Raw genomic sequence first — 23,485 nt, forward strand, 5'->3', positions numbered from 1 at the left:
TGCGTCGGCGCAACTCAATTCAACTGGAGAGGTGAACGGTCATGCAGGCACGTCTGGATTTCTTCAAGGCCAGCCCGGAAGGCACGAAGGCGATGATCGCGCTCGAAGAGCGCGCGAGCAAAGGCTCGATCGAAAAGCCGCTGGCGGAGCTGGTGCGGCTGCGCGCGTCGCAGATCAACGGCTGTGCATACTGCGTGGACATGCATGCCGCGGATGCCCGCAAGGGAGGCGAGACCGATCGCCGGCTCGCCACCGTTTCGGTGTGGCGGGAAACCCCGTTCTTCACCGAGCGCGAGCGCGCCGCGCTCGAATGGACCGAATCGGTCACGCTGCTCGCGCAAACCCACGTGCCCGACGAGGTATGGGAACGCGTGAAGCCGCATTTCACCGATCAGGAGATCGCCGACCTCACGCTGCTGATCATCGCGATCAATGGCTGGAACCGCATTGCGGTGACGTTCCGCAAGTTGCCCGCCTGAGTTTCAAACCCGCGGCGCCGCGCATCTCGCTGGACACTTTCCGAGTGTGGCTTCCTGGCCGCTTGCACATCTTTCGGGCGACAGTTTTTGCGCGGCTTTTGGCAGGGTCGCGCATGCGCGCAAGGCTACATTGGTGATCGACAAACCGGCACGCCGCCGGTTTTCTCGATGCTCACACCTTGACCCGGGGATCCTCATGGCGCTGCAAATCGGCTTTCTCGTCTTTCCCAACGTGCAACAGCTCGACCTCACCGGTCCGTATGACGTGCTTGCCTCGATGCCGGACACCCAGGCCCGGCTCGTCTGGAAGACGCTCGATCCGGTCCGCTCGAGCACCGGCCTCGTGCTCAAGCCCGACACGACCTTCGGCGACTGCCCGCCGCTCGACGTGATCTGCGTGCCGGGAGGCAGCGGCGTCTCCCAGCTCATCCCCGATGACGACACGCTCGCGTTCCTGCGCCGCCAGGCGAGCACGGCGCGCTATGTCACCTCGGTCTGCACGGGCTCGCTCGTGCTCGGCGCGGCGGGCCTGCTGCGCGGCAAGCGGGCGACCACGCACTGGGCCTTCCACGAGTTGCTCGAGCCGCTCGGCGCGATCGCCGTGAAAGCGCGTGTGGTGCGCGACGGCAACGTGCTCACCGGCGGCGGCATTACGGCGGGCATCGATTTCGCATTGACGCTCGCGGCCGAACTGATCGGCGACGAAGCCGCCCAGGCGCTTCAGCTCCAGCTCGAATACGCGCCCGCCCCGCCGTTCGATGCGGGCGATCCGGCTAGCGCGCCGCCCGCAGTCGTGGAACGGTTGCGCGCGCAATCAGCTGCGTCGCTGGCCGAACGTGCACGCATCGTCGCGGCGGCCGCCGCGAGGCTCTGAGCCCGGGCGCCCGGCGTTGCCACGATCGCCGTCTAGCCAGGGTCAGCGCTTGCTACCGTCCCCGGCGCGGATCGTTTACATTGGTCGACGGGCGTACCGATGCAAGCTCGCAGTCGCACCGGCGCCCATCCGCCCAGCCCTGGGCAAGCCGTTCAAACCAATCATTAGGGAAATCGATGCGCTCCATCACCAGCAAGCTGACTCTCGCCGCGGCCACTGCCGCATACCTGATCGGCGTCGCCGCGCCGGCATTCGCACAGACGGAGGCCAGCGCACCGGCCGCCGCAGCGGCTTCGCAACCGCTCACCAAGGAACAGAAGCAACAGGCCAAGGCGCAAGCCAAAGCGCAGCACAAGGCCGAACGCAAGGCCGCTCGCGCGAAGAACAACGCCGAGTTGAAGAAGCTGGAAGATGCGGGCTACAAGCCGTCGCAGAACGACCCGAACTATCCGCAGAATCTGCAGGACGCCCAGAAGAAAGCCAACGCCGCCGCTGGCGCCAGCCAATAATCGAGCGTCATCCCCGGTTTTTCACGGGTTTTCGGGTTTTCGTACCATCGCGGTCTCCCGCGTCGCGTTTTGACCGGCCGCAGCGCCGGTTGAAACGCATTCGACCTCCGCCGCTTCCCCGCCTTCGTGCAACCGCTGTCCGCGCGTTGCAGCGCTGAGCGTCTCCCGCGACACGTCGGCATACGGACCGCCGCCGCGCACATCTGCTCACCGTGGGCAATCGTGGTGTCGGTGACGCTGCGTTTCATCGTGCCGAAGATGTAGCCGCCCGCGGCCGACGTGATCGCGGGCGGCAAGCAAGGCGTCGCGGCCGCGCTGCGCGAACTCGGCCCCGTGACGGATCGGCAAAGACGCCTGCCGGGCGTCTCCATCGGCTCGCGAACGAACTGCGCGTTGCACCGCTCACGGCGATTTGAAGGGAGGGCCGGGCGTCCTCGCAGGCAACCTCAACGCGCAGCGGCCGCGCGAGTGCAACACTCGCGCGGCCATTGCGTTGACTGCAATCCCGGCTCAGACCGCGGACATCACACCGCCACCGCGCCCACGTAGTTCTCGGCCATCGCCGTCGCGGCGGCGCGCGACGTCGTGACGTGCTCGAGTTCGGCGACCTGCAGACGCTGTTCGAACGGCGAGGCATCGTCGAGACGGTGCATCATGCGCGTCATCCAGTACGAGAAATGCTCGGCGCGCCAGATGCGGCGCAGCGCCGTTTCGCTATAGGCGTCGAGCAGATCGGTGCGGCTCTCCTTGTAGAAAGCGACGAGCGCGGCGGTCAGCACGCGCACGTCCGACACCGCCAGATTCAGGCCCTTCGCGCCGGTGGGCGGCACGATGTGCGCAGCATCGCCCGCGAGAAAGAGACGGCCATGCTGCATCGTCGTGCAAACGAAGCTGCGCATGCCGACGATGTTCTTCTGGAAGATCTTGCCTTCCACCACCTGGTGCCCCTCCAGCGAATCGACACGCGCATGCAATTCGGCCCAGATGCGATCGTCGGACCAGTTCTCGACGTTGTCCTTCGGATCGCACTGGAAGTACATGCGCTGCACGTTCGGCGAGCGCGTGCTGATCAGCGCGAAGCCGCGTTCGTGGCGCGCGTAGATCAGTTCGTCCGAGGTGGGCGGCGCCTCCACGAGAATGCCGAACCAGCCGAACGGGAACACGCGTTCGTAGTCCTGGCGCAGCGACGCCGGAATGGCCGCGCGCGAGACGCCGTGAAAGCCATCGCAGCCAATCACGTAATCGCAGTGCAGTTCGTGCGCTTCGCCTTCGTGCGTGAAGCGGATCGAGGGGGTATCGCTTTCGATGCCGTGAATCGACGTGTTCGAGACGTTGAAGAAGAGCTTGCCGTCCGCCGCCGCGCGCGCGGCCACCAGATCCTTGAGCACTTCGTGCTGCGCGTAGACGGTGATGGATTTGCCCGTGAGACCAGTGAGATCGATGCGGCGGCGCTTGCCTTCGAACGCGAGCTCGAAGCCGTGATGCAGTGCGCCTTCGGCCTTCATGCGCTCGCCAACGCCGGCTTCGGTCAGCAGGTCCATCGTGCCTTGCTCCAGCACGCCGGCGCGAATGGTCGATTCGATCTGCTCGCGGCCACGCAGTTCGAGCACGACTGAGTCGATCCCGCGCAGATGCAAAAGATGGGAAAGCAGCAGGCCCGCGGGCCCCGCGCCGATGATGCCAACCTGGGTGCGCATGTCATGTCTCCTGATGCGGCGTTGAATTGATTTTTCGCAAGTTTCACCGCTGACACCGTTATCGCGCAACGCAATATGACGAATAAGAACTATCCCGATTTCGAATAGCCCATCAAAAACCGCCAGACCGCGCGGAATGGCAATTGCTCCATCGGCACGCTTTGCCTCGCTCGATCATCCGCCGCAAGCGCGCGCCTCGCCCACCACGACCCTCCAGCCCATGCCTTTTCCGTTCCGCTGCAAGCCACCTGCATTCGCAACGAAACCCGCCTCCTTCGCCGTCACCTTCGCGGCAGTGTTCTGCCTCGCGGCGCCTCCCGCGCCAATCGCTCATGCCGTCGATGCACCGGCTGCGTCCGCACCCGTGCACAGCGGGCCGGAATTACAAAGCTCATCGACATCGGCGAAACCGGTCCGCTCACCGGCGCAGCACGCCGCCACGAACGACAGCCAACCCGCGACGCCCGCCGACCTCTACGGCCGCCTCTATCACGATGTCCAGCTCGCGCGGGTCTTTCCGGACAGCAAGACGTTTGCCGACATGGTGCCCAACACGGACCCCGCCCAGATCACGGCGGCCTACGACCGCTGGCGACAGCAGCACGCGGGCGAGCGAGACGCCGATGAGCGCAAGGCGGCGCTCACGCGGTTCGTGAACCAATACTTCGCAGCCCCGGTGCACATCGACGATCACTACGTTTCCGATCCGAAGCAGGACGCGGTCGGCCATATCGACACGCTCTGGAACGTGCTGAGCCGCCGCCCCGATGCGCAGACGAACCACGCTTCGTCGCTGCTGCCGCTGCCCCATGCGTACGTCGTGCCTGGCGGCCGCTTCAACGAGGTCTACTACTGGGACTCGTACTTCATCATGCTGGGGCTCGAGGCAAGCGGCCGCCACGCACTCGCGCTCGACGAACTGAACAACTTCGCCGCGCTGATCGACCGCTACGGACACATCTCCAACGGCAATCGCACGTATTACCTGAGCCGCTCGCAACCGCCGTTTTTTGCGCAGATGGTGAGCCTCATCGCCGACAAGGACGGCGACGCCGTCTACCTGCGTTACCTGCCGCAGTTGCGCAAGGAATACGACTACTGGATGGCCGGCGCCCAAACGCTCGCGCCCGGCCGGGCCACGCGCCACGTCGTGCGCCTGCCCGACGGCACGCTGCTCAACCGCTACTGGGACGCGCGCAACCGGCCGCGCGACGAGTCGTATCGCGAGGACCTCCTCACGGCGCGGGCCACGCCGCAGCGCGACGCCCCGGATCTCTGGCGCAACCTGCGCGCGGGCGCGGAAACCGGCTGGGACTATAGCTCGCGCTGGCTCGCCGACGGCCGCACGCTCGCGACCATCGAGGTGACCTCGCTCGCGCCGGTGGACCTCAATTCGCTGATGGCGATACTCGAACGCACGCTCGCGAAGGCCTACGGCCTGAAGGGCGACGCGCGCGAGGCCGCATCGATGACGAAGCGCGCGCAGCAACGCGCCGACGCCATCCACCGCGTGCTGTGGGATCCGCAATTGCATGCCTACAGCGATTACGACGTCGCGCACCACACGCTCACGCACCGGCTCACGGCGGCGACCGTCTACCCGCTTTACGCCGGCGTCGCGACGAAGCAAGAGGCGCGCGAGGTGGCCGCCGCGGCGCGCGACGGGCTGCTGCGTCCAGGCGGGCTCGCCACGACGCAGATCGCGACGGGCCAGCAATGGGACGAGCCGAACGGCTGGGCGCCGCTGCAATATCTCGCGATCATGGGGCTGCGCCGCTACGGCGAGCAGGATCTCGCGCAGGAAATCGCCACGCGCTGGATCGCGACGAATCTCGCCTACTATCAGCGCACGCACAAGCTCGTCGAAAAGTATGACGTGAGCGCCTCGGCGACCCAGGCCTCTTCGGCGGGTGGCGGCGAATATCCGCTGCAGGATGGCTTTGGCTGGACCAATGGCGTGTTGCGCGTGCTGCTGCAGATGTATCCGCGAGCCGCGGCCGCGCAAGGCGCGCAAGCGTCGTCGGGCGCGCCCGCGAGCGCCCCTTGACTCTCGACGCTTTGTGAGAGCGCCCGCCTCGGCGCGGGTAGACGGACTCCGGCGTACACTTTTTGCGTCACCGCAGCCTCATCCTCGTGCTGGCTCAGGAGCTTCCCATGCGCAACGAATCGGCCTTTTTGTTCGATCTCGACGGCACGCTCGTCGACAGCGTCTATCAGCACGTGCTCGCATGGAAGGAGGCGCTCGACGCGGACGGCATCGAGCTTTCGGTCTGGCGCATCCACCGCCGCATCGGCATGAGCGGCGGGCTCTTCATGAACCAGTTGCTACGCGAGACGCATGCGGCCATCTCGCCGGAGCGCATTGCGCATTTGCAGAAACTACACGCCGAAGCTTACCGCCGCTACGCCGGTCAGGTGCGCCCGCTGCCCGGTGCGCGCGAGCTCCTCGATACGCTCAGCGCCGCGCAGGTGCCGTGGGCCATCGCGACGAGCGGGCGCATCGCCACGGCGTCCGTGAATCTGCAGGCGCTCGGCGTGGATCCCGCCGTGACGACCGTCGTCACCCGCGATGAAGTGCGCCATGCCAAGCCCGACCCCGACCTGTTCGTGGCGGCGGCGCTGCGGCTGAACGTGCCGGTCGAGCGCTGCCTCGTGGTGGGCGACAGCGTCTGGGACATGCTTGCGGCCCAGCGCTGCCGCGCGCTGGGCATCGGCTTGCTGTCGGGCGGTTACGGCACCGAGGAGCTGGAACGCGCGGGCGCGCTGCGCGTGTACGAAGATCCCGCCGACCTGCTCGGCCACCTCGACGAGGTCTGCGCTCGCGATTGAGCAGCGGCATCAGCGGTTGGACAGGGCGCTGAACGCGCCCCCTTGAATGCCGCCCACACTGTCCAGCGGGCGCGAAAATTGCGCAATCCTGCGCAGTGCCCTGCAGCAGCGCTGCTGCGCCCAGCCACCGCGGGCGTTACAGCCTGTGCTGCATATGGCACGCCATCGGCGTATGCTGACACAGGTCAGCTCGACAACTCCACCGACCGGCTCGCGCCGCCTGTTGCGATGAACGACTCCGCCCCTGCCCCCGGACCCTCCAGCGCGCCCCGCGTGACGGTGGTCGTCCTCACGCGCAACCACGTGCGTCAAATCGTCGATACCGTTGCGCGCCTCACCGCGCTCCCGGAGCACCCGGACGTCATCGTGGCGGACAACGGCTCGACTGATTTGACCGTGTCCCTGCTCGGCTCGCTGTTTCCGCAGGTGCGCATCGTCCAGTCGCTGGGCGATCACGGCATGGCCGGCTTCAATCGCGCCGTCCTGCTCGCGCGCACCGAATATGTAGCCTGCTGTGAGGACAGCACCTGGTTCGCGCCGGGCGCGCTCACACGCGCGGCGCAACTGCTCGACGCGCACGCGCAAGTCGCGGTGCTCAACGCGCGCGTGGTGAGCGGAGACGAGCGCGAGATCCACCCGGCCTGCCTGATGCTCGCCGCGACCTCGCCGGGCGCGGAAGGTCTCGCCGGCCCGGCGCTTGCGAACTTCATGGGCGGCGCGTGCATTTTCCGCGCAGGCGTTTTCCGCGCGCTCGGCGGCTACGAAGAGCGGCTCTCGCACGGCGGCGCGGAAGAACTCGCCGCGCTCGACATGCTCTCGGCCGGGCATCAGATCGTATATTGCGAGCAGGCGCTCGCGCATCGCGAGCCGTTGTATCGCTGGTTCACGCGCAAGCAGCAATGCGCGCTTGCGCGCAACGCCGCGTGGGTCGCATGGATGCGCCTGCCCGTGCGCGACGCGATTGCCGCCACCGGCCGCGCACTCGCCGTCTTCGCGCGCCAGCGCTCGCTCGGGCCAGCAGGCGTAGCGCTGCTGCGCGGCGCGTTCTGGACCTTGCGCGCCCGCCGCGTGGTGCCGCAGCACGTCGTGCTGCTCACGCGCCAGGTGCGCCGCGCGGAACGCCACGTGCGCGCAGGCATCCCGGCAATGGCCGAAAAGTATGACCGCTCCGGGCAGCGCGCATGGTAAGCGCAGGTTCCGCCGCGCCGCCGTCCGTTCAGGCGGCCAGCGCCTGTTACCGAGGACCAGGCCCCATGACAGAACCGAGGACCATGACGACGTTAGACGCCCGCGCCACCCCGCATCGCACCACACCGGAAGCCCATCGCGAACGCCGCTTCGAAGCGCTCGTCGAGCCGATCGAGGACTACGCGATCTTCCTGCTCGATACGCGCGGCTACGTCTCGAGCTGGAATCGCGGCGCGGCCCGCATCAAGGGCTACGAGGCGCACGAAATCATCGGCCAGCATTTCTCCCGCTTCTATACCGAGGAAGCCAGGACACGCCGCTGGCCCGAGCACGAGCTGGAGCAGGCCGCGCTGCATGGCCGCTTCAACGACGAAGGCTGGCGCGTGCGCAAGGACGGCACGACATTTTGGGCCAACGTCGTCATCACCGCGCTGCACGAACGCGACGGCTCGCTTTCGGGCTTCGCCAAGGTCACGCGCGACCTCACCGCCGAGCGCCGCCAGGTCGAGGCGCTGCGCCTTTCCGAAGAGCGCTTTCGCCTGCTCGTGGAAAGCGTGAGCGACTACGCGATCTTCATGCTCGATCCGCAAGGGGTCGTGGTGAGCTGGAATAGCGGCGCGACCAACCTCAAGGGCTATCGGCCAGCCGAGATCGTCGGCCAGCATTTTTCCGTGTTCTACGCACCCGAGGAAATTGCCGCCGGCCGGCCTCAACGCGAACTGCGCCGCGCGAAGGAACTGGGCCGCGTCGAGACGGAAGGCTGGCGCGTGCGCAAGGACGGGTCGATGTTCTGGGCCAATGTCACGATCACCGCGGTGCACGACAGCAGCGGCCGGCACACCGGTTTCGCGAAGGTCACGCGGGACATGACCGAAAGCCGGCGCACCGCCGAACTGGAGCATTCGAGTGAGCAGATGAAGCAGTTCCTCGCGATGCTCGCGCACGAGTTGCGCAACCCGCTCGCCCCCGTGCGCAACGCGGTGGCCACGATGCGCCTCGCGAAAGCGCCGAGCCCCGAAATCGAACAGGCACAGGAGATGATCGACCGCCAGATCGCGCATCTCACGCGGCTGGTGGACGACCTGCTCGATGTCGGGCGCATCACGTCGGGCAAGATCGAACTGCGCGAGGCGCCGCTCGACCTGCGAGAAGTGGTCGCGCACGCGATCGACGCCGCGCGGCCGTTCACCGCGTCGCGCGGCCAGCGAGTTGACGTGCAGATGCCCGCCGGGACGCTCGTCATGATGGGCGACCACACGCGCCTCGTGCAGGTGCTGCAGAACCTCCTGCACAACGCTTCGAAATTTTCGCCCGACGACAGCCGCATCGTCGTGGACGTGCGCCCCGTCGCGCGCGCCGTGCAGATCGAGGTGCGCGACGAAGGCCGCGGGCTGCGGCCCGGAACCTACGAGTCGATCTTCGGCCTCTTCAGCCAGGACCGCGCAGTGCCGGGCCCCACGGACAACGGGCTCGGCATCGGCCTCATGCTGTGCCGCTCGATCGTCGAGTTGCATGGCGGGACGATTTCCGCCCGGAGCGACGGTCCCGGCAAGGGCAGCACGTTCACGATCCGCCTGCCGTTCGCGCGCGAGACCACGCATGCCGCACATCAGCCGCCGCTCGCGCCGGATACGGCCGAGCTTGCCGCGCTGGCCGAGGCCGGCATCCCGCCGCTGCGCGTGCTCGTGGTGGACGACAACCGCGACTCGGCGGACAGCCTCGCCATGCTGCTCGAACTCAAGGGGCACGACGTAAGAGTGGCCTATGGCGCCACACAGGCCTGCAACGAAGTCGACGGTTTCACACCCGATGTGGCGCTCATCGACATCGCCATGCCCGAAATCGACGGCTATGCAACCCTCCGCGCCCTGCGCGCGCTGCCCCCGCTCTCGCAAACCTTGTTCGCCGCGATGACGGGATTCGGCCAGACCGCCGACATCGAACTCACGCGCGAGGCCGGCTTCGAGATGCATCTCGTGAAGCCCGTGGATGTCACGCTGTTCGACGAGGTGCTCGCTCTCGCGGCGGCGAGGCTCCGGCGCCGGAGCGCCTGAAGCGCCTTACATTGCCTTGCGTCGCGTCACGTCGCCTCACGTCGGGCTACGGCGCGATCGGCACGAATGGCCGGTATTCGACCCTGGGCCCGCGCACGACGATGGCCGTCGATTCGGGCACCTCGGCCCATACCTCGGGCCGGTCGCCCAGCGGCTCGGAAACCAGCAGATAAGCGTCGTCGCCCGCCGCCGCGATGCGCGGATCGTCGGGATAAAGCTCCCGCAGATGACTGAACGCCGTCGTGTGAAAGAGCGAGCGCGAATTGCGCTCGCTCGAATAGCGCGCGGCGACGATCTGCTCGCCATCGCACGCGCAGACGGTCATATTGAGCGCCGGCTCGACGCCGTGCCTTTTCGCCGTGGCCTCGACAAAGCCCGCCATGCGTTCGAGTGCGGCGACGGGGTCGAATTCGAGGCCGAACGTCATCGCCAGATAGAACATCGCTTCCGAATCCGTCGAACCTTCGAGCGCGTTGAAACGCTCCGGATCGATCGCGACGAGCAGGTCGCGCCGCAGGAGCGGATAGCTGCGAATGAGCCCGTTGTGCGCGAAAATCCAGCGCCGGTGGCGGAACGGATGGCAGTTCGTCTCCTGCACAGGCGTGTCGGTGGCCGACCGGATATGCGCGATGAACATGGGCGCGTGAACCGCGCGCGCGAGTTCGCGCAGGTTGCGGTCGTTCCATGCCGGATGCACGCTGCGGTAGCGAAACGGAATGTCGTGCGGGTCCTGGAACCAGCCCATCCCGAAGCCGTCGCCATTCGTGGTGGTCGCGCCTTTGGTCGAATGCAGGCTCTGATCGATCAACGAATGGCGCGCGTGAAACAGCACGGTTTCGAGCTGCACGGGGTTCCCGGTATAGGCGAGCCAGCGGCACATCGTGGTCTCCTTCGGCAAGACGCCTCTATGAGTCGGCCGGCTTCATGCCCTGCTTCGTGCCCTGCTTGATGACCGCTATTTCGCGGCGTGCAGGTCGGCGATGGGCGTGAGAAAGCCGTCGAGGCCTGTGAGTATGATCTGCACCCCGATGCACAGGAGCAGAAACGAGGACACGCGCATCGCCACGCGCGTGCCATCCACACCGAGGTACTGCGAAAGTCTCGCGGCGCGGCTGTACACGTAATAGATGACGAACATGACGAGCGTGGAGATCACGATCGACGCGACGCTCGACAGCAGCCACGCCGAAAGCTTGTGCGTACGGTTGGCGTTGAGCGCGATGGCCGTGGCGATCGAGCCTGGCCCCGTGGTGAGCGGAATCGTGAGCGGAAAGAACGCCTTGCCGGCGGCCGCGCCCGGGCTGATGGGCTTGACGGGATGATCGACCGGCGCCGGCTCGGGCTCGGGCGCGTTGAGCATCTGCCAGCCGGCCACGGCCACGGCGAGGCCGCCGCCGATCCGCAGCGCTTCCATGGAGATGCCGAAGAAATGCAGGATGGGCGTGCCGACGAAAAACGCCGCGAGCAGCACGAAGAACGCGTTGATCGCCACGCGCCTCGCAACCAGGCGGCGCCCTTCGTCGTCGAGCGTGGCGGTGCGATCGAGAAAAACAAAAGCACCGCTGAAGGGATTGATGATGCTGATGAGTCCGATGAAACCGAACAGGATGTCTGAAATCAGGCTTTCGATCATGAAGTCGATCCGTTGAAGGCATGCGCAACCGGCGCGCCGGGTTGGCGAGAAGTGTAGCCGGATCGGCGCCAGGCGTGGCTCGACGATGTTGCGCGGGATCGAAAAAATGGCGCAATGCACCAATGCTTTCGGCGACCTTCCGCTCCTGTCTTCATTAATTTTGGCAACTTTACGGGGCGCGTTCGCAAGCGTAGTGTGGACTGCCTCGCACCCAGGCGCGACGTTTCTTTTCTTCTCAATTACAAGAGGAGTTGCCATGTCACTGAGGTTGCTCGCTGCCTTGCCTTTTATCGGCATCCTGCTAGGGGTGCCGTTCGTCAACCGCACCGAGCCGCTCGTGCTCGGCATGCCGCTCGTGCTGGCGTGGATCGTCATGTGGGTCGTGCTGGCCGCGGCGATCATGGGGATCGTCTACCGGCTCGATCCGGCCAACCGGCTTTCGGGCGAGGCGGACGCGGAGGTGCGCTCATGAGTGCCCTCTTCATCATCGCGGCAATCACGGTCGTGGCGCTCTTCCTCGGCATGCGCGCTCGCAGCGGGCACGACATGAGTCTCGAGCAGTGGGCGGTAGGCGGACGCAGTTTCGGCACCGCGTTCGTCTTCCTGCTGATGGCGGGCGAGATCTACACGACGTTCACGTTCCTCGGCGGCAGCGGCTTTGCGTATGGCAAGGGCGCGCCCGTCTACTACATTCTTGCCTACGGCACGCTCGCGTACATCCTCTCGTACTGGATGCTGCCGCCCGTATGGCGCTTCGCCAAGCAGCACCGGCTCGTCTCGCAGCCGCACTTCTTCGCGCGCAAGTATCAAAGCCCCGCGCTGGGCGTGCTGGTGGCGTGCGTGGGCGTGCTCGCCCTCGTGCCGTATCTCGTGCTGCAACTGAAGGGCCTCGGCATCATCGTGACGACGGCCTCCTATGGCGCGATTTCCTCCACGGCGGCCATCTGGATCGGCGCGGCCGTGGTCACGTCTTACGTGATCGTCTCCGGCGTGCGCGGCTGCGCGTGGAACTCGGTCGTCAAGGACACGATGATTCTCGCCATTGCGGTGTTCCTCGGCATCTATCTGCCGATTCACCACTATGGCAGCCTGAGCGAGATGTTCCGCGCCATCGACGCGGCCAAGCCCGGCTTCCTCACTTTCCCGGCACGCGGCCAGAGCGTGACCTGGTTCCAGTCCACCGTGCTGCTCACGGCGCTTGGCTTCTTCATGTGGCCGCACACGTTCATGTCGGTGTACACCGCGAAGGATGCGCGCATCTTCCGCCGCAACGCGATGATCCTGCCCCTCTACCAGCTCATCCTGCTGTTCGTGTTCTTCTGCGGCTTCGCGGCCGTGCTCAAGGTGCCGGGCCTCAAGGGCTCCGACATCGACCTCTCGCTCTTTCGCCTCGCGCTGCAAACGTTCGATCCGTGGTTCGTGGGCGTGATCGGCGCGGCGGGCGTCCTCACCGCGCTCGTGCCGGGCTCCATGATCCTCACCACGGCTTCCACGCTGCTCGCCAACGACGTCTATCGCGGCGGCCTCGCGAAAAGCGCTGACGATGCGCAAGTCGCGAAACTCGCGCGTTGCTTCGTGCCGGTGATCGCGCTCGTCGCGGTAGGCTTCACGCTGAGGGGCGGCGAGACCATCGTCGCGCTGCTGCTGATGGGTTACAACTTCGTCACGCAGTTGTTCCCGGCGATGATATGCAGCCTCTCCACGCGCAACCGCGTGACGAAGCAAGGCGCGTTCTGCGGCATCGTGGCGGGGGTGCTCGTCGTGATCGTCACGACACTGACCCACTTGAGCGTGGCCCAGTTGATTCCGTTCGCACCCGATGCGCTCAAGGACATCAACATCGGGTTCCTCGCGCTGTTCGTGAATGTGATCGTGCTGGCCGTGGTGAGCATGGTGACGCAGCCACGCGCGCATGTGGAGCAAGCGCGGGCGCATTGAACAACGCTTCGCATCACGAAGCAGCCCAATCGGCATGTGCCGATTGGGCTGTTTTTTTGTTATGCAGCTTTGCGTGCTTCGGCAATGCGTTGCGGCGCTTCGGGCCTTGCATACAAGCGTTCGAGATAGGCCTGCAAACGCGGGAACCCATCGAGAAGCTGCACCTCGTTGGCCCAGTCCATCAGGTAGACGGTCACGCAATCGGCAGCCGAAAGCCTGTTGCCGACGAGGAACTCGCGCCCTTCCAGATGCTTTTCGAGCACCGTGGCCATATTCCTGAAATCCTCACGCGCCAGTTCGATATCGGCTGCAAGACGCTTTTCCGGCGGATAGAGAAACGAGTGCCGCGTGATTCGCCAGAGCGGCTGTTCGAGTTCGGTAACCGCGAACAGCGTCCAGCGATACACCTGCGCGCGCTCGTCGAGATCCGTGGGCATCAACCGCTTCCCGGGATATTTGTCCGCGAGATACAGCACGATTGCGGCCGATTCGGGAATCACGCGGTCGCCGTCGACCAGCACCGGCACCTTGCCAGCTGGATTGAGGCGCAGGTATTCGGGCCGCCTGTGCTCGCCTTCGAGCAGATTGACCGAGACGAATTCGAAATCGGCGTCGACTTCCTTGAGGCCCCATAACGCGCGTTGCGAACGGGTGCCGGCAAATCCGTAGAGCTTCATCGCGAGTCTCCGAAGGCTTATGCGCCCGGTATCGGGAGAACCGGCATCACTTCGACGGACTCGCCCGGAAAAATCGAGAAATGGGGATGGCCTTCGAACATCTTCGCCGCCGCTTCATGCGATGCGGCACGCACGACCGTAAAGCCCGTCAGCGCATTGGACGCATCCACGATGCCGTTTTCGCCGATCGCCTTCGTCTTGCCGAGCGGTCCGCCAAAGTCGGTGATCGACTCCTTGTGTTTTTCGACCCATGCATGCCACGCCGCAATGCCCTCCTTCTCTCGTGCATGCCGCTCTGCTTCGGGAAGCGCCGACCACGCCTTCATGCGCGCGTTATCCTTGCTGCCGAGAAAAACAGCGAGAAACAGCTTCTGATCGCTCATGTGTCCTCCGTCTACTCGTCTGAAAACCGGGAGCAACGCCATGTCGCCCGTCCGGCCTTGACAGCATAGGTTGATATCAACATAATTTCAACATGGCACGCGCAAAGAAACTTCCCTTCGAAACCACGCTACTGGTGCGCGATTGCTGCCTGTGTCTGCATATGCAGCGGGCGGCGCGCAACCTTGCGCGCATCTTCGACGACGTGCTGCGTCCGCTCGATCTCACGAACGGCCAATTTTCGCTGCTGATGTCGCTGAACCGGCCGTATCCGCCCGGCATGAAAGATGTGGCGTCGCTGCTGGCCATGGACCGCACCACGCTAACGGCCGCGCTCAAGCCGCTGGAGCGGCGCGGGCTCGTGGTCATCGAGTCGGATCCGCAGGACAAGCGCAGTCGCCTGCTGAGCCTGACGCCCGAGGGGCATCAGTTGCTCAACGAGGCGTTCCCGCTATGGCAGCAAACGCATGCTGAAATCGAGAAGGACTTTGCCGAAGGCGAAGTGGACAAGCTGCGCGATCACTTGCGTGCGCTTTCGTAGCGCCTACCGCTTCGACGCCCCATACAGCGTCGAATCCGCGAACCCGTCCGCCGCGAGCACCCGGCCCACGAGAATGAGCGCCGTGCGCTCGATATCGGTGGCCAGCACCTTGTGGGCGATGTCCGCGAGTGTGCCGGTCACGCGTTCCTCGTCGGGCCAGCTCGCGCGATAGATCACCGCCACGGGGCAATCCTCGCCATAATGCGGCCGCAACTCCTCGACGATACGCGCGATATGGCGCACGCCCAGGTGGATCGCGAGCGTCGCCTTGTGCCGCGCGAGGTCGCCTAGCTGCTCGCCTTCGGGCATCGACGTTTTCGTGGCGTAGCGCGTGAGAATGAGCGTTTGCGAGATGCCGGGCAGCGTGAGCTCGCTGCCGAGCGCCGCCGCGCATGCGGCGGTCGCGGTCACGCCGGGCACGACTTCGTAAGGAATGCCGAGCATGCGCAAGCGCCGGATCTGCTCGCCGATCGCGCCATAGAGCGACGGGTCGCCCGAATGCACGCGCGCCACGTCGAGCCCCTGGGCGTGGGCATCTTCGAGCAAGCCGACGATCTCGTCCAGCGTGAGCGGCGCGGTGTCCACCACCTTGTGCGCGCGGTGGCCTTCGAGCACGGCGGGCGGCACGAGCGACCCGGCGTAAAGGATGACCGGGCAATGGCGCACGAGACGCTGGCCCTTCACGGTGATCAGTTCGGGATCGCCCGGACCCGCGCCTATGAAGAATACTGTCATGCGTTGAGACTCCGCTGAATGTCGTTCGCAAGCGCGTCGATCGCCTGTTGCGCCGACGCGAATTCGCGCTGCGCATCGGGCAGCGGCGGCCGCCGCATCATCACCACGGGCAGACCCATTTCGCGCGCGACCGCGAGCTTCGCCTCGGTCGCTGCGCCGCCGCTGTTCTTGCTGACCACCACATCGATGCACGCCTCGGTGAAGAGCTTGCGCTCGCCTTCCGGCGTGAACGGCCCGCGCGCGTCGATCACGCGGGCGCGCGCATGGCCCGGGTGAGCGTCGAGGCAACGAATCGTCCAGTGCTGCCGCTCGGGGACTTCGTCGAGATGCGCGAGCGGCTCGCGCCCGAGCGTGAAGAGCGGGCGCGCGAACGGCGCGAGCGCTTCGATTACGCCGGCCCAGCCGTTCACCATGCGCCAGTCGTCGCCTGGCTGCGGCTGCCAGGGCGCGCGGCGCAGCGCCCAGTACGGCACGTGCGCGGCTTCGCAGGCGCGCGCCGCGTTGGCGCTGATCTGCGCGGCGTAGGGATGCGTGGCATCGAGAACGAGCGCGATATCTTCTTCTGCGAGAAAACGTGCGAGCCCCAGCGCCCCGCCGAAACCGCCCACGCGCACCGCGCAGGCGAGATCAGCGGGCACGCGTCCCAGGCCCGCGAGCGAGTAGATGTGCGGCGCGCCGAGCGTACGGGCGATCGCCAGCGCGTCGCCGGTGCCCCCCAGCAGCAGGATGCGCGCCGTCATGGCTTGACGACTTCGTAGAGCGTGACGGGCAAGGCCTGACGCCATGTGTCGAAGCCACCCAACGGCTGAGCCTCGCCAATGCCGATGCGCGTGAGCGTGCCGCCATGCTGCGCGCGCCACGCGACCAGCGTCGCTTCGCTCTGCAGCGTCACCGCGTTCGCGACGAGCCGGCCGCCGCTCGCGAGCGCCGCCCAGCATGCCTCGAGCACGCCAGGGGCAGTCACGCCGCCGCCGATGAACACCGCGTCGGGCGTGGCGAGCCCCGCGAGCGCCTCGGGCGCGCGGCCCGCCACGAGTTGCAGACCGGGCACGCCCAGCGCCGCGCGATTGTGCTCGATGAAGCGCTGGCGCCCGGCGTGCGCTTCGATCGCGATCGCTCGGCAAGCCGGATGCGAACGCATCCACTCGATGCCGATCGAGCCGCTGCCCGCACCCACGTCCCAAAGCAGCGCGCCGGGCGTGGGCGCGAGACGCGCCAGGGTGAGCGCACGCACGTCGCGCTTCGTGAGCTGGCCGTCGTGGCGGTACGCGTCGTCGGGCAGGCCGGGCGTGAGCGTCCAGCCGCGCGCCCCGGTGTGGGCAGCGTCGCTTGCGCATTCGAACGCGACGAGATTGAGCGCCGCGGTTTCGTCGACGTGCCAGGCATCGGCGCGGCCTTCGACGCGGCGCTCGAGCGGACCGCCCACGTGCTCGAACACGGCAAGACGCGTCGCGCCGAAGCCCGCCTCGGTGAGCAGCGCGGCGAGCGCCGCCGGCGTGCGCCCGTCCGCGCTCAATGCGAGCACGCGCGAGCGCGCATGGAGATGACGGCGCAGCGCATCGAGCGGGCGGCCGACGAGCGAAACCATCGCCGTGTCCTGCAACGCCCATCCCATGCGCGCCGCCGCGAGCGAGAGCGACGACGGCGCGGGCAACACGCGCATGTCGCCGGGTGCCAGGCGCCGCGCGAGCGTCGCGCCCACGCCGAACAGCATGGGGTCGCCGCTCGCGAGCACGCATACGGGCATGTTCGACGCGCGATGCGCGAGCAGCGCCTCGACGTTGAAGGGCTGCGGCCACGGCTCACGCCGCGCGCGCACGCGCGCCGGCAGCATCGCGAGATGGCGCGCGCCGCCGGTCACGATGGCCGCGTCGAAGAGTGCGCGCCGCGCGTCGCGCCCGAGCCCCGCATAGCCGTCGTCGCCTATGCCCACCACAGTCAGCCATGCCTGCATGCCCTGCATTCGTTCTCCCGCCTTTGCTCGCGCTGTTGCCCGATTCTCTGCGCAGCCACGGCCCCGCGACCCGATTGCGGGGCGGAGCGCGCCTGAAAACGGGCATAATACCGTGTCCGCCGGCGCCTTTAAGGCCCAAAAGCCTTGAGGCATAAAAGGGAACACAGCAAGCTGTGGCCGCCCCCGCGACTGTGAGCAGCGAGACCGCATCCACCCGAGCCACTGGCTTCACCGGGAAGGCCGATGCGGTCCACGACCTGCGAGCCAGGAGACCTGCCGGCCGACTATTCGTGCGAAGCCATATCGGGCGGGGTGTACCGATACCGCAGCCGTTGCCCGCATGCCCCGCGGGCAGCGCGCCGCTCTCGCGCGTCGATTACCCGGTATTCCCTTGAAACACGAAACGAAGCCCGTCTTGCCTCTCGCTGCGCTCGCCGCGGTCCGCCCTTCGGCGTGCCCCGGGCTCGTGCGCGTGGTCGCCGCGCGCGACGGCGGCCTGTGCCGCATCCGTCTCCCCGGCGGCGTGCTGAACGCCGCGCACTCGCGCGCCCTCGCCGATGCCGCGCGGGCGCACGCAAGCGGCGTGCTCGAACTGACCAATCGCGCGAACGTGCAGATTCGCGGCGTGCGCGCGGGCGAGGAAGCGGCGTTGAGCGCGATGCTGATCGTGGCGGGCCTTGGCCCCGCCGGCATCGACGCCACGAGCCCGGTCGAGCGCGCCTGCGCCGCCGACGAACTGCGCAACGTGATGCTGAGCCCGCTCGCGGGGCTCGATCCGAACGCCGCGAGCGACACCACAGCGCTCGCCCAGGCGCTCATCGACATGATGCAGCGCGAGCCGCGCTTCGCCGCGCTCTCGCCGAAGTTCGCGCTGCAACTGGACGGCGGCGAGCGTCTTGCGATGCTCGAGCATCCGCACGACATCTGGCTCGCCGCGCGCAAGCATGGCGCGACGGTGCGCTTCGTTCTGGGCCTTGCAGGCTGCCCAAGCGAGCCGCCGGTTGGCGCGCTCGCTGTTGAAGAAGTCTGCACATCGATCCGCGCGCTGCTCCATGCGTTCCTCGATCTCGCTAACGCGAACGCCACACGCATGCGCGACGTACTGGCCGCACACTCGCTCGAAGCGCTGCTGCAACGCGCGCGCGAGCACGGCGAATTCGCGTTGATGCGCGACGACGCCCCGTCGCACGCATGGCGAGGCGCCACGAGCGATGCCCGCTTGCGCCTCGGCGCTCACGCGCTCCACGCCGACGGCAGCGGCTACGTGGGCGCTCAGCCCGTACTCGGCCGCATCGACTCGAACACACTGCATGCGCTCGCCGACCTCGCAGTTGAACACGGCGACGCGACGCTGCGCGTGACGCCCTGGCAGGGCCTGTTGCTGCCCAACGTGGCCGGACACGCCATGCCCGCCACGCTCGAACGCCTGCGCGCGCTCGGCCTCGTCTGCGCGAACGCGGACCCGCTCGCACGCCTCGTCGCCTGCACCGGCTCGACGGGCTGCGCGAAAAGCCGCGCCGACACGAAAGCCGACGCACTGCGTCTCGCCACGCTCTTGCCGGACGATACGGAAGTCCACCTGAGCGGCTGCGAGCGCTCCTGCGCGGCTGCGCATCGCGCGCCGTTCACGCTGCTCGCAAGCGCGCCGGAGCGCTACGACCTCTACCGGCGTGAAGACAGCAAAGCCGGCCTTGGCCCGCGCTTTGGTCAACTCCTCGCGCCCAACCTGACGATCGAAGCTGCTGCGCTTGCACTCGCCCAGCAGCCCCGGAGCACCCACGATGTCTGATTACATCCGCGACGGCCACGCGATCTATCGCGAGTCGTTCGCGACGATCCGCGCAGAAGCCGACCTCTCGCGCATTCCCGCCGACCTCGAAAAACTCGCCGTGCGCGTGATTCATGCGTGCGGCATGGTGGACGTGGTCGCCGACCTCGCGTTTTCCACGGGCGCCGGCCTCGCGGGCCGCGCGGCCCTCGCGAACGGCGCACCGATTCTCTGCGACGCGAAGATGGTCGCCTACGGCATCACGCGCGCCCGCCTTCCCGCGCATAACGCCGTGATCTGCACGCTCGACGACCCCACCGTGCCCACCCTCGCGCGCGAGATGGGCAACACGCGCTCGGCGGCCGCGCTCGAATTGTGGCGGCCGCACCTCGCGGGCAGCGTGGTCGCGATCGGCAATGCGCCCACCGCGCTCTTTCATCTGCTCGACATGATCGCCGCGGGCGCGCCGCGTCCCGCGCTCATCCTGGGCTTTCCCGTGGGCTTTGTCGGCGCGGCCGAGTCCAAGGCGCAGCTCGCCGCCGAAAGCCATGGCCTGCCCTTCGTCGTCGTGCACGGCCGCCGCGGCGGCAGCGCGATGGCCGCCGCCGCCGTCAACGCACTCGCTTCGGAGACCGAATAAATGAACCGCAAAGGCGTTCTGCACGGCATCGGCGTCGGCCCCGGCGACCCCGAGTTGCTCACGCTCAAGGCAGTGCGGCTGCTCAAAGCCGCGCCCGTGGTCGCCTTTTTCGTGGCCAGGGGCAAGAAGGGCAACGCGTTCGGCATCGTCGAGGCGCATCTCGAAGCGCAGCAGGAACGCATGCCGCTCGTGTACCCCGTGACGACCGAAGCCCTGGAGCCGCCGCTCTCTTACGAAGCGATCATCGCGGACTTCTACGACGGCGCGGCGGAAATGGTGTCGCGCCATCTCGACGCGGGACGCGACGTGGCCGTGATCTGCGAAGGCGATCCGTTCTTCTATGGCTCGTACATGTATCTGCACGACCGGCTCGCGGCGCGCTACGAGGCGCAAGTCGTGCCCGGCGTGTGCTCGATGCTGGGCGGCACGGCCGTGCTGGGCGTGCCGCTCGTCTACCGCAACCAGAGCCTCGCCGTGCTCTCGGGCGTGCTGCCCGAGGACGAATTGCGCCGCCGCCTCGCCGACGCGGACGCCGCCGTCATCATGAAGCTGGGCCGCAACTTCGAAAAAGTCCGCCGCGTGCTGGGCGAGCTCGGTCTCGCGCACCGCGCGCACTATGTTGAGCGCGCAACGATGTCGAACCAGCGCATCGTGCCGCTCGACGAAGTCGATCCGATGGCTTCGCCCTACTTCTCGCTGCTCGTCGTACCGGGGGTGAAATGGCAGTCGTGACGCCGCCCGCCATCGTAATTCTCGGCCCCGGCGCGCTCGCCACGGCGCGGCGCGTGCAGGCGCTTTATGCGGGCGCGCGGGTCCATGCGCTGCAAGGCCGCGTACAGGGCGATGTTGCGTTCAGCGAACTCGGCGCGCACTTGCGCGAATGCTACGCGCGCGGTGCGCCCATCGTCGCACTGTGCGCGGCGGGCATCGTGATCCGCTGCCTCGCGCCGCTGCTCGCCAACAAGGGCGCGGAGCCGCCTGTGCTCGCGCTCGCCGAGGACGGCAGCGCCGTCGTGCCGCTGCTTGGCGGCCTGACCGGCGTGAACGTCATGGCGCGCGAGATCGGCGCGGCGCTCGCCGTCGCGCCCGCCATCACGACGAGCGGCGAACTGCGCTTCGGCACCTGCCTGCTCAATCCGCCCGCGGGCTATGCGCTCGCGAGCCTCGCGCAAGGCAAGCGCTTCGTGTCCGACCTGCTCGCGGGCGCGTCCACGCGCGTCGCCGGCAATGCGCCGTGGCTCGAAAACGTCGATCTGCCGCGCGACGGGGACGCGCGCCATGCCATCCGCGTGAGCGCGCAGGCCTGGGACGGCAATCCCGCCGTCCTCGTGATCCATCCGCGCAGCATCGTGGCGGCCGTCGGCGCGCCGCGCGAAGCGATCGCCGAACGCGTGCGCCGTGCGCTGGCCGCACACGGCCTCGCGCCGCTCGCGCTCGCGGCGCTCGTCGCGCCTTCGTCGCACATGCGCGATGCGTCGCTTGCGCAGGCGGCCACGGAACTCGGCGTGCCGCTGCGCTTCGTCGACGGCGCGGACCCTACGCCGCAAGCCGTGCTTTCCGCGCTCGACCTCGGCGCGGACATCGAGCGCTACACGTCGAACGAAGACGGCATTGCACTAGCCTGCGCCGCCGCGCCGCTCGACCCGCACACGCTGGGTCGAGCACGCGGCAAGCTCACGGTGCTGGGTCTCGGCCCCGGCCGCGCCGATCTGCTCGCGCCCGCCGCGCGCGCGGCGCTGGACGACGCCACCGATATCGTTGGCTACGCAACCTATGTGGACATGGCGGGCCCGTTTCGCGCGGACCAGCAGCGCCACGCCACCGACAACCGCGAAGAGCTGCAGCGCGCCCGTCACGCCTTCGAGATGGCGAGCGAGGGACGGCGCGTGGCCGTGGTCTCGTCGGGCGACCCCGGCGTGTTCGCCATGGCGGCCGCCGTGCTCGAAGCGCTCGAAGGCTCGGACGACGCCCGCTGGCACGCCGTCGCGCTGACGATCGTGCCGGGCGTTTCCGCGGCGCTCGCTACAGCGGCGCAGGCGGGCGCGCCGCTCGGCCACGACTTCTGCATGCTCTCGCTTTCCGACAACCTGAAACCGTGGAGCGTGATCGAACAGCGCCTGCTGCATGCGGCGCAGGCCGATCTCGTGATGGCGTTCTACAACCCGATTTCGCGCGCGCGGCCCTGGCAGCTCGACCGCGCGCTGGAGATCGTGCGCAGCGAGCGAGCGCCGCAGACGCGCGTGGTGCTGGGCCGCGACGTGGGCCGCCCCGGCGGGACGCTGCGCGCCATGACGCTCGGCGAACTGCGTTCCGCGGACGTCGACATGCGCACGATGGTGATCGTCGGCTCGTCGACTACGCGCGGGTTCGCTCGCGGCGACGGCGGCGAGTGGATCTATACGCCGCGCTGGTATCGGGACGATGTGCAATTCAAGCGCGAAGCCGGGGGCGAATAAAAGCTCGCGCGCACGCGTTCAACGTTCAAGTCAGGCACGAACAACGGGGCCGTCGGCCCTCGCTCAATACGCATGCCTTCGTCTCGTGCGGCACACCCTCAATTTCGGCGCTGGCGCGCCGTAAAAGCATGTGACCCCGCAAAGTCAACCTGATTGCCATACCAAGCGCCGATGACCAACGTCACCCCCGAAGCTGAAGCCGAAACCGAAGCCACCCCTGCCGCAACCGATATCGCCCCGCTCACGCCCGACGCCGTCCCGGTGGGCGCGCCGCTCGTCTGGCCCGTTGTCGACGGCGACGGCACCTTGCTGCTCGATGCCGGATCGGTGCTCGTGGGAGAGGCCGAGCGCGACTTCCTGTTCCTGCACTTCGCGCCGCATCGCGGCGACGTGCAGCGAGCCGACGCGGCGCCTGACGACGCGGCAACCGCCAACGCAGCCGATGCTCCCACCGGTACGCGCGACCTGCATCTGACGATCGGCGCGTTAATGGGCCTGCGTCCGCAAATGGGTTCGAGCAGCGCGCCCATGCAGCAGTGCCGTCTGATCGGCTTCGCGCCGAACGAAGCGCTCTTCGTCACGACGCCGTATGCGGACGGGCGCCCGCTCGCCATCACGCCTGGCGAAAACGTCGAGATCGTCGCGATCGCGAGCCAGGCCGTGTATCGCTTCGTATGCACCGTGCACGCCATCTGCCCGTCGCCGCTCCACTATCTCGTGCTTTCGAAGCCCGCCAACATTCGCCGCCTGCGCGAACGCCGCTCGATTCGCGTACGAGCGCGGTTTCCCGTGCGTTATGGCATCGGCGAGACCGGCGCGAGCTATGACGGTGTGGCGCTCGCGCGCGGCATCAGCGCGCTCGGCCTTTCGATCAGCGCGCCGTGGGCGCTCGGCAAGGTCGGCGAACGGCTGCGGATCGCATTCCAGTTGCAGACGGGCGAAGGTGATACGCGGATCGAAACCACGGCGATCATCCGCAATCTGCAGACGGAGACGGGTGATCGCGAGCCCGCGACGCTCGGACTCGAACTGGACCGTCTCACGCCCGCCGAGCAGATGGCGATGAAGGTCTACGTGTTCGATCGTCAGGACGACGTGCTCTACTGGACCGGCAGCATGCGCTGACGCGCGT

23 protein-coding genes and 1 riboswitch are annotated in these 23,485 nt (G+C 67.4%); of the genes, 15 read left to right on the forward strand and 8 right to left on the reverse strand.

The features are described 5' to 3' along the window. Positions 1-41: 41 nt before the first annotated feature. The 3 genes from VSR34_RS24115 (at position 42) to VSR34_RS24125 (ending at position 1,862) form a co-directional block, all read left to right on the forward strand. Positions 42-479 carry a carboxymuconolactone decarboxylase family protein gene (locus VSR34_RS24115; RefSeq protein ID WP_028210836.1) on the forward strand — a complete coding sequence of 146 codons (438 nt, stop codon included), beginning with the start codon at positions 42-44 and terminating at the stop codon, positions 477-479. A 196-nt stretch (positions 480-675) separates the two neighbouring features. After that, positions 676-1,353 carry a DJ-1/PfpI family protein gene (locus VSR34_RS24120; RefSeq protein ID WP_028210835.1) on the forward strand — a complete coding sequence of 226 codons (678 nt, stop codon included), beginning with the start codon at positions 676-678 and terminating at the stop codon, positions 1,351-1,353. A gap of 176 nt (positions 1,354-1,529) precedes the next feature. After that, positions 1,530-1,862: a hypothetical protein gene (locus tag VSR34_RS24125; protein WP_028210834.1), complete on the forward strand. Its 333-nt coding sequence runs from the start codon at positions 1,530-1,532 to the stop codon at positions 1,860-1,862. 524 nt (positions 1,863-2,386) lie between these two features. Here the strand turns inward: VSR34_RS24125 and pobA are convergent. Further along, positions 2,387-3,559: a 4-hydroxybenzoate 3-monooxygenase gene (gene pobA, locus VSR34_RS24130; RefSeq protein WP_028231755.1), complete on the reverse strand. Its 1,173-nt coding sequence runs from the start codon at positions 3,557-3,559 to the stop codon at positions 2,387-2,389. Positions 3,560-3,695: 136 nt separating this feature from the next. On the opposite strand from pobA, the gene treF reads away from it, so the two are divergent. From treF to VSR34_RS24150, 4 genes are all read left to right on the forward strand, one after another. Further along, a complete protein-coding gene (gene treF / locus VSR34_RS24135) occupies positions 3,696-5,606 on the forward strand; it encodes an alpha,alpha-trehalase TreF (protein ID WP_342963741.1) in 1,911 nt (636 codons plus the stop codon). Between the two features lie 107 nt (positions 5,607-5,713). Next, complete coding sequence (locus VSR34_RS24140; protein WP_028210832.1) at positions 5,714-6,388, forward strand: HAD family hydrolase; 675 nt, start codon at positions 5,714-5,716, stop codon at positions 6,386-6,388. 273 nt (positions 6,389-6,661) lie between these two features. Beyond that, positions 6,662-7,576, forward strand: coding sequence for a glycosyltransferase (locus VSR34_RS24145; protein WP_028210831.1), 915 nt, complete (start codon positions 6,662-6,664; stop codon positions 7,574-7,576). Positions 7,577-7,659: 83 nt separating this feature from the next. Beyond that, positions 7,660-9,630, forward strand: coding sequence for a PAS domain S-box protein (locus VSR34_RS24150; protein WP_342963742.1), 1,971 nt, complete (start codon positions 7,660-7,662; stop codon positions 9,628-9,630). A 46-nt stretch (positions 9,631-9,676) separates the two neighbouring features. On the opposite strand, the gene VSR34_RS24155 is transcribed toward VSR34_RS24150, so the two are convergent. Next, positions 9,677-10,510, reverse strand: a complete 834-nt coding sequence (locus VSR34_RS24155; RefSeq protein ID WP_028210830.1) for a class II glutamine amidotransferase — start codon at positions 10,508-10,510, stop codon at positions 9,677-9,679. A gap of 75 nt (positions 10,511-10,585) precedes the next feature. Then, positions 10,586-11,263: a MarC family protein gene (locus VSR34_RS24160; RefSeq protein ID WP_028210829.1), complete on the reverse strand. Its 678-nt coding sequence runs from the start codon at positions 11,261-11,263 to the stop codon at positions 10,586-10,588. 256 nt (positions 11,264-11,519) lie between these two features. Between VSR34_RS24160 and VSR34_RS24165 the strand changes: the two genes are divergently transcribed. Further along, the gene (locus VSR34_RS24165) at positions 11,520-11,735 is read left to right on the forward strand and encodes a DUF3311 domain-containing protein (RefSeq protein ID WP_233885047.1); all 216 of its coding nucleotides are present in this window, start codon (positions 11,520-11,522) and stop codon (positions 11,733-11,735) included. After that, positions 11,732-13,201 carry a sodium:solute symporter gene (locus VSR34_RS24170; RefSeq protein ID WP_342963743.1) on the forward strand — a complete coding sequence of 490 codons (1,470 nt, stop codon included), beginning with the start codon at positions 11,732-11,734 and terminating at the stop codon, positions 13,199-13,201. Before VSR34_RS24165 ends, VSR34_RS24170 begins: the two co-directional genes overlap by 4 nt. Before the next feature lie 59 nt (positions 13,202-13,260). Here the strand turns inward: VSR34_RS24170 and VSR34_RS24175 are convergent, their stop codons facing one another. Further along, positions 13,261-13,878, reverse strand: a complete 618-nt coding sequence (locus tag VSR34_RS24175; protein WP_342963744.1) for a glutathione S-transferase family protein — start codon at positions 13,876-13,878, stop codon at positions 13,261-13,263. A gap of 17 nt (positions 13,879-13,895) precedes the next feature. Continuing rightward, on the reverse strand, positions 13,896-14,261 hold the full coding sequence (locus VSR34_RS24180) for a hypothetical protein (protein WP_028231760.1): 366 nt from the start codon (positions 14,259-14,261) through the stop codon (positions 13,896-13,898). A gap of 92 nt (positions 14,262-14,353) precedes the next feature. Here VSR34_RS24180 and VSR34_RS24185 point away from each other — a divergent pair, with 92 nt between their 5' ends. Beyond that, positions 14,354-14,800 carry a MarR family transcriptional regulator gene (locus VSR34_RS24185; protein ID WP_342963745.1) on the forward strand — a complete coding sequence of 149 codons (447 nt, stop codon included), beginning with the start codon at positions 14,354-14,356 and terminating at the stop codon, positions 14,798-14,800. Between the two features lie 3 nt (positions 14,801-14,803). On the opposite strand, the gene cobM is transcribed toward VSR34_RS24185, so the two are convergent. From cobM to VSR34_RS24200, 3 genes are read right to left on the reverse strand one after another with little or no spacing between them, the layout of a single operon-like run. Further along, positions 14,804-15,535 carry a precorrin-4 C(11)-methyltransferase gene (gene cobM, locus VSR34_RS24190; RefSeq protein ID WP_028210823.1) on the reverse strand — a complete coding sequence of 244 codons (732 nt, stop codon included), beginning with the start codon at positions 15,533-15,535 and terminating at the stop codon, positions 14,804-14,806. Continuing rightward, entirely contained in the window at positions 15,532-16,275 is a 744-nt protein-coding gene (locus VSR34_RS24195) for a cobalt-precorrin-6A reductase (protein ID WP_028231761.1), read from the reverse strand. The genes cobM and VSR34_RS24195 overlap by 4 nt, the downstream gene beginning before the upstream one ends. After that, positions 16,272-17,489 carry a bifunctional cobalt-precorrin-7 (C(5))-methyltransferase/cobalt-precorrin-6B (C(15))-methyltransferase gene (locus tag VSR34_RS24200; RefSeq protein ID WP_028210821.1) on the reverse strand — a complete coding sequence of 406 codons (1,218 nt, stop codon included), beginning with the start codon at positions 17,487-17,489 and terminating at the stop codon, positions 16,272-16,274. The genes VSR34_RS24195 and VSR34_RS24200 overlap by 4 nt, the downstream gene beginning before the upstream one ends. Before the next feature lie 103 nt (positions 17,490-17,592). After that, a riboswitch (cobalamin riboswitch) is annotated at positions 17,593-17,785 on the forward strand. A 95-nt stretch (positions 17,786-17,880) separates the two neighbouring features. On the opposite strand from VSR34_RS24200, the gene cobG reads away from it, so the two are divergent. The 5 genes from cobG to VSR34_RS24225 all read left to right on the forward strand — a co-directional run bounded on the left by cobG (position 17,881) and on the right by VSR34_RS24225 (position 23,478). Then, on the forward strand, positions 17,881-19,278 hold the full coding sequence (gene cobG / locus VSR34_RS24205) for a precorrin-3B synthase (protein WP_342963746.1): 1,398 nt from the start codon (positions 17,881-17,883) through the stop codon (positions 19,276-19,278). Continuing rightward, complete coding sequence (locus tag VSR34_RS24210) at positions 19,271-19,897, forward strand: precorrin-8X methylmutase (protein ID WP_028210819.1); 627 nt, start codon at positions 19,271-19,273, stop codon at positions 19,895-19,897. Before cobG ends, VSR34_RS24210 begins: the two co-directional genes overlap by 8 nt. Next, complete coding sequence (locus tag VSR34_RS24215) at positions 19,898-20,629, forward strand: precorrin-2 C(20)-methyltransferase (RefSeq protein ID WP_028231764.1); 732 nt, start codon at positions 19,898-19,900, stop codon at positions 20,627-20,629. It abuts the gene before it with no gap. Further along, the gene (cobJ, locus tag VSR34_RS24220) at positions 20,617-22,353 is read left to right on the forward strand and encodes a precorrin-3B C(17)-methyltransferase (RefSeq protein ID WP_342963747.1); all 1,737 of its coding nucleotides are present in this window, start codon (positions 20,617-20,619) and stop codon (positions 22,351-22,353) included. The genes VSR34_RS24215 and cobJ overlap by 13 nt, the downstream gene beginning before the upstream one ends. 171 nt (positions 22,354-22,524) lie before the next feature. Continuing rightward, positions 22,525-23,478, forward strand: coding sequence for a flagellar brake protein (locus VSR34_RS24225; protein WP_342963748.1), 954 nt, complete (start codon positions 22,525-22,527; stop codon positions 23,476-23,478). The last annotated feature ends 7 nt before the right edge of the window (positions 23,479-23,485 follow it).

It is taken from the genome of Paraburkholderia sp. JHI2823 (assembly GCF_038900695.1).
Taxonomy (GTDB): Bacteria; Pseudomonadota; Gammaproteobacteria; order Burkholderiales; family Burkholderiaceae; genus Paraburkholderia; species Paraburkholderia mimosarum.

Excerpts from the sequence above, each read along its gene's own strand:
- VSR34_RS24115 (WP_028210836.1), top strand. The coding sequence starts at position 42 with ATGCAGGCACGTCTGGATTTCTTCAAGGCCAGCCCGGAAGGCACGAAG.
- VSR34_RS24120 (WP_028210835.1), top strand. The coding sequence starts at position 676 with ATGGCGCTGCAAATCGGCTTTCTCGTCTTTCCCAACGTGCAACAGCTC.
- VSR34_RS24125 (WP_028210834.1), top strand. The coding sequence starts at position 1,530 with ATGCGCTCCATCACCAGCAAGCTGACTCTCGCCGCGGCCACTGCCGCA.
- pobA (WP_028231755.1), bottom strand. The coding sequence starts at position 3,559 with ATGCGCACCCAGGTTGGCATCATCGGCGCGGGGCCCGCGGGCCTGCTG.
- treF (WP_342963741.1), top strand. The coding sequence starts at position 3,696 with ATGGCAATTGCTCCATCGGCACGCTTTGCCTCGCTCGATCATCCGCCG.
- VSR34_RS24140 (WP_028210832.1), top strand. The coding sequence starts at position 5,714 with ATGCGCAACGAATCGGCCTTTTTGTTCGATCTCGACGGCACGCTCGTC.
- VSR34_RS24150 (WP_342963742.1), top strand. The coding sequence starts at position 7,660 with ATGACGACGTTAGACGCCCGCGCCACCCCGCATCGCACCACACCGGAA.
- VSR34_RS24155 (WP_028210830.1), bottom strand. The coding sequence starts at position 10,510 with ATGTGCCGCTGGCTCGCCTATACCGGGAACCCCGTGCAGCTCGAAACC.
- VSR34_RS24160 (WP_028210829.1), bottom strand. The coding sequence starts at position 11,263 with ATGATCGAAAGCCTGATTTCAGACATCCTGTTCGGTTTCATCGGACTC.
- VSR34_RS24165 (WP_233885047.1), top strand. The coding sequence starts at position 11,520 with ATGTCACTGAGGTTGCTCGCTGCCTTGCCTTTTATCGGCATCCTGCTA.
- VSR34_RS24170 (WP_342963743.1), top strand. The coding sequence starts at position 11,732 with ATGAGTGCCCTCTTCATCATCGCGGCAATCACGGTCGTGGCGCTCTTC.
- VSR34_RS24175 (WP_342963744.1), bottom strand. The coding sequence starts at position 13,878 with ATGAAGCTCTACGGATTTGCCGGCACCCGTTCGCAACGCGCGTTATGG.
- VSR34_RS24180 (WP_028231760.1), bottom strand. The coding sequence starts at position 14,261 with ATGAGCGATCAGAAGCTGTTTCTCGCTGTTTTTCTCGGCAGCAAGGAT.
- VSR34_RS24185 (WP_342963745.1), top strand. The coding sequence starts at position 14,354 with ATGGCACGCGCAAAGAAACTTCCCTTCGAAACCACGCTACTGGTGCGC.
- cobM (WP_028210823.1), bottom strand. The coding sequence starts at position 15,535 with ATGACAGTATTCTTCATAGGCGCGGGTCCGGGCGATCCCGAACTGATC.
- VSR34_RS24195 (WP_028231761.1), bottom strand. The coding sequence starts at position 16,275 with ATGACGGCGCGCATCCTGCTGCTGGGGGGCACCGGCGACGCGCTGGCG.
- VSR34_RS24200 (WP_028210821.1), bottom strand. The coding sequence starts at position 17,489 with ATGCAGGCATGGCTGACTGTGGTGGGCATAGGCGACGACGGCTATGCG.
- VSR34_RS24210 (WP_028210819.1), top strand. The coding sequence starts at position 19,271 with ATGTCTGATTACATCCGCGACGGCCACGCGATCTATCGCGAGTCGTTC.
- VSR34_RS24215 (WP_028231764.1), top strand. The coding sequence starts at position 19,898 with ATGAACCGCAAAGGCGTTCTGCACGGCATCGGCGTCGGCCCCGGCGAC.
- cobJ (WP_342963747.1), top strand. The coding sequence starts at position 20,617 with ATGGCAGTCGTGACGCCGCCCGCCATCGTAATTCTCGGCCCCGGCGCG.
- VSR34_RS24225 (WP_342963748.1), top strand. The coding sequence starts at position 22,525 with ATGACCAACGTCACCCCCGAAGCTGAAGCCGAAACCGAAGCCACCCCT.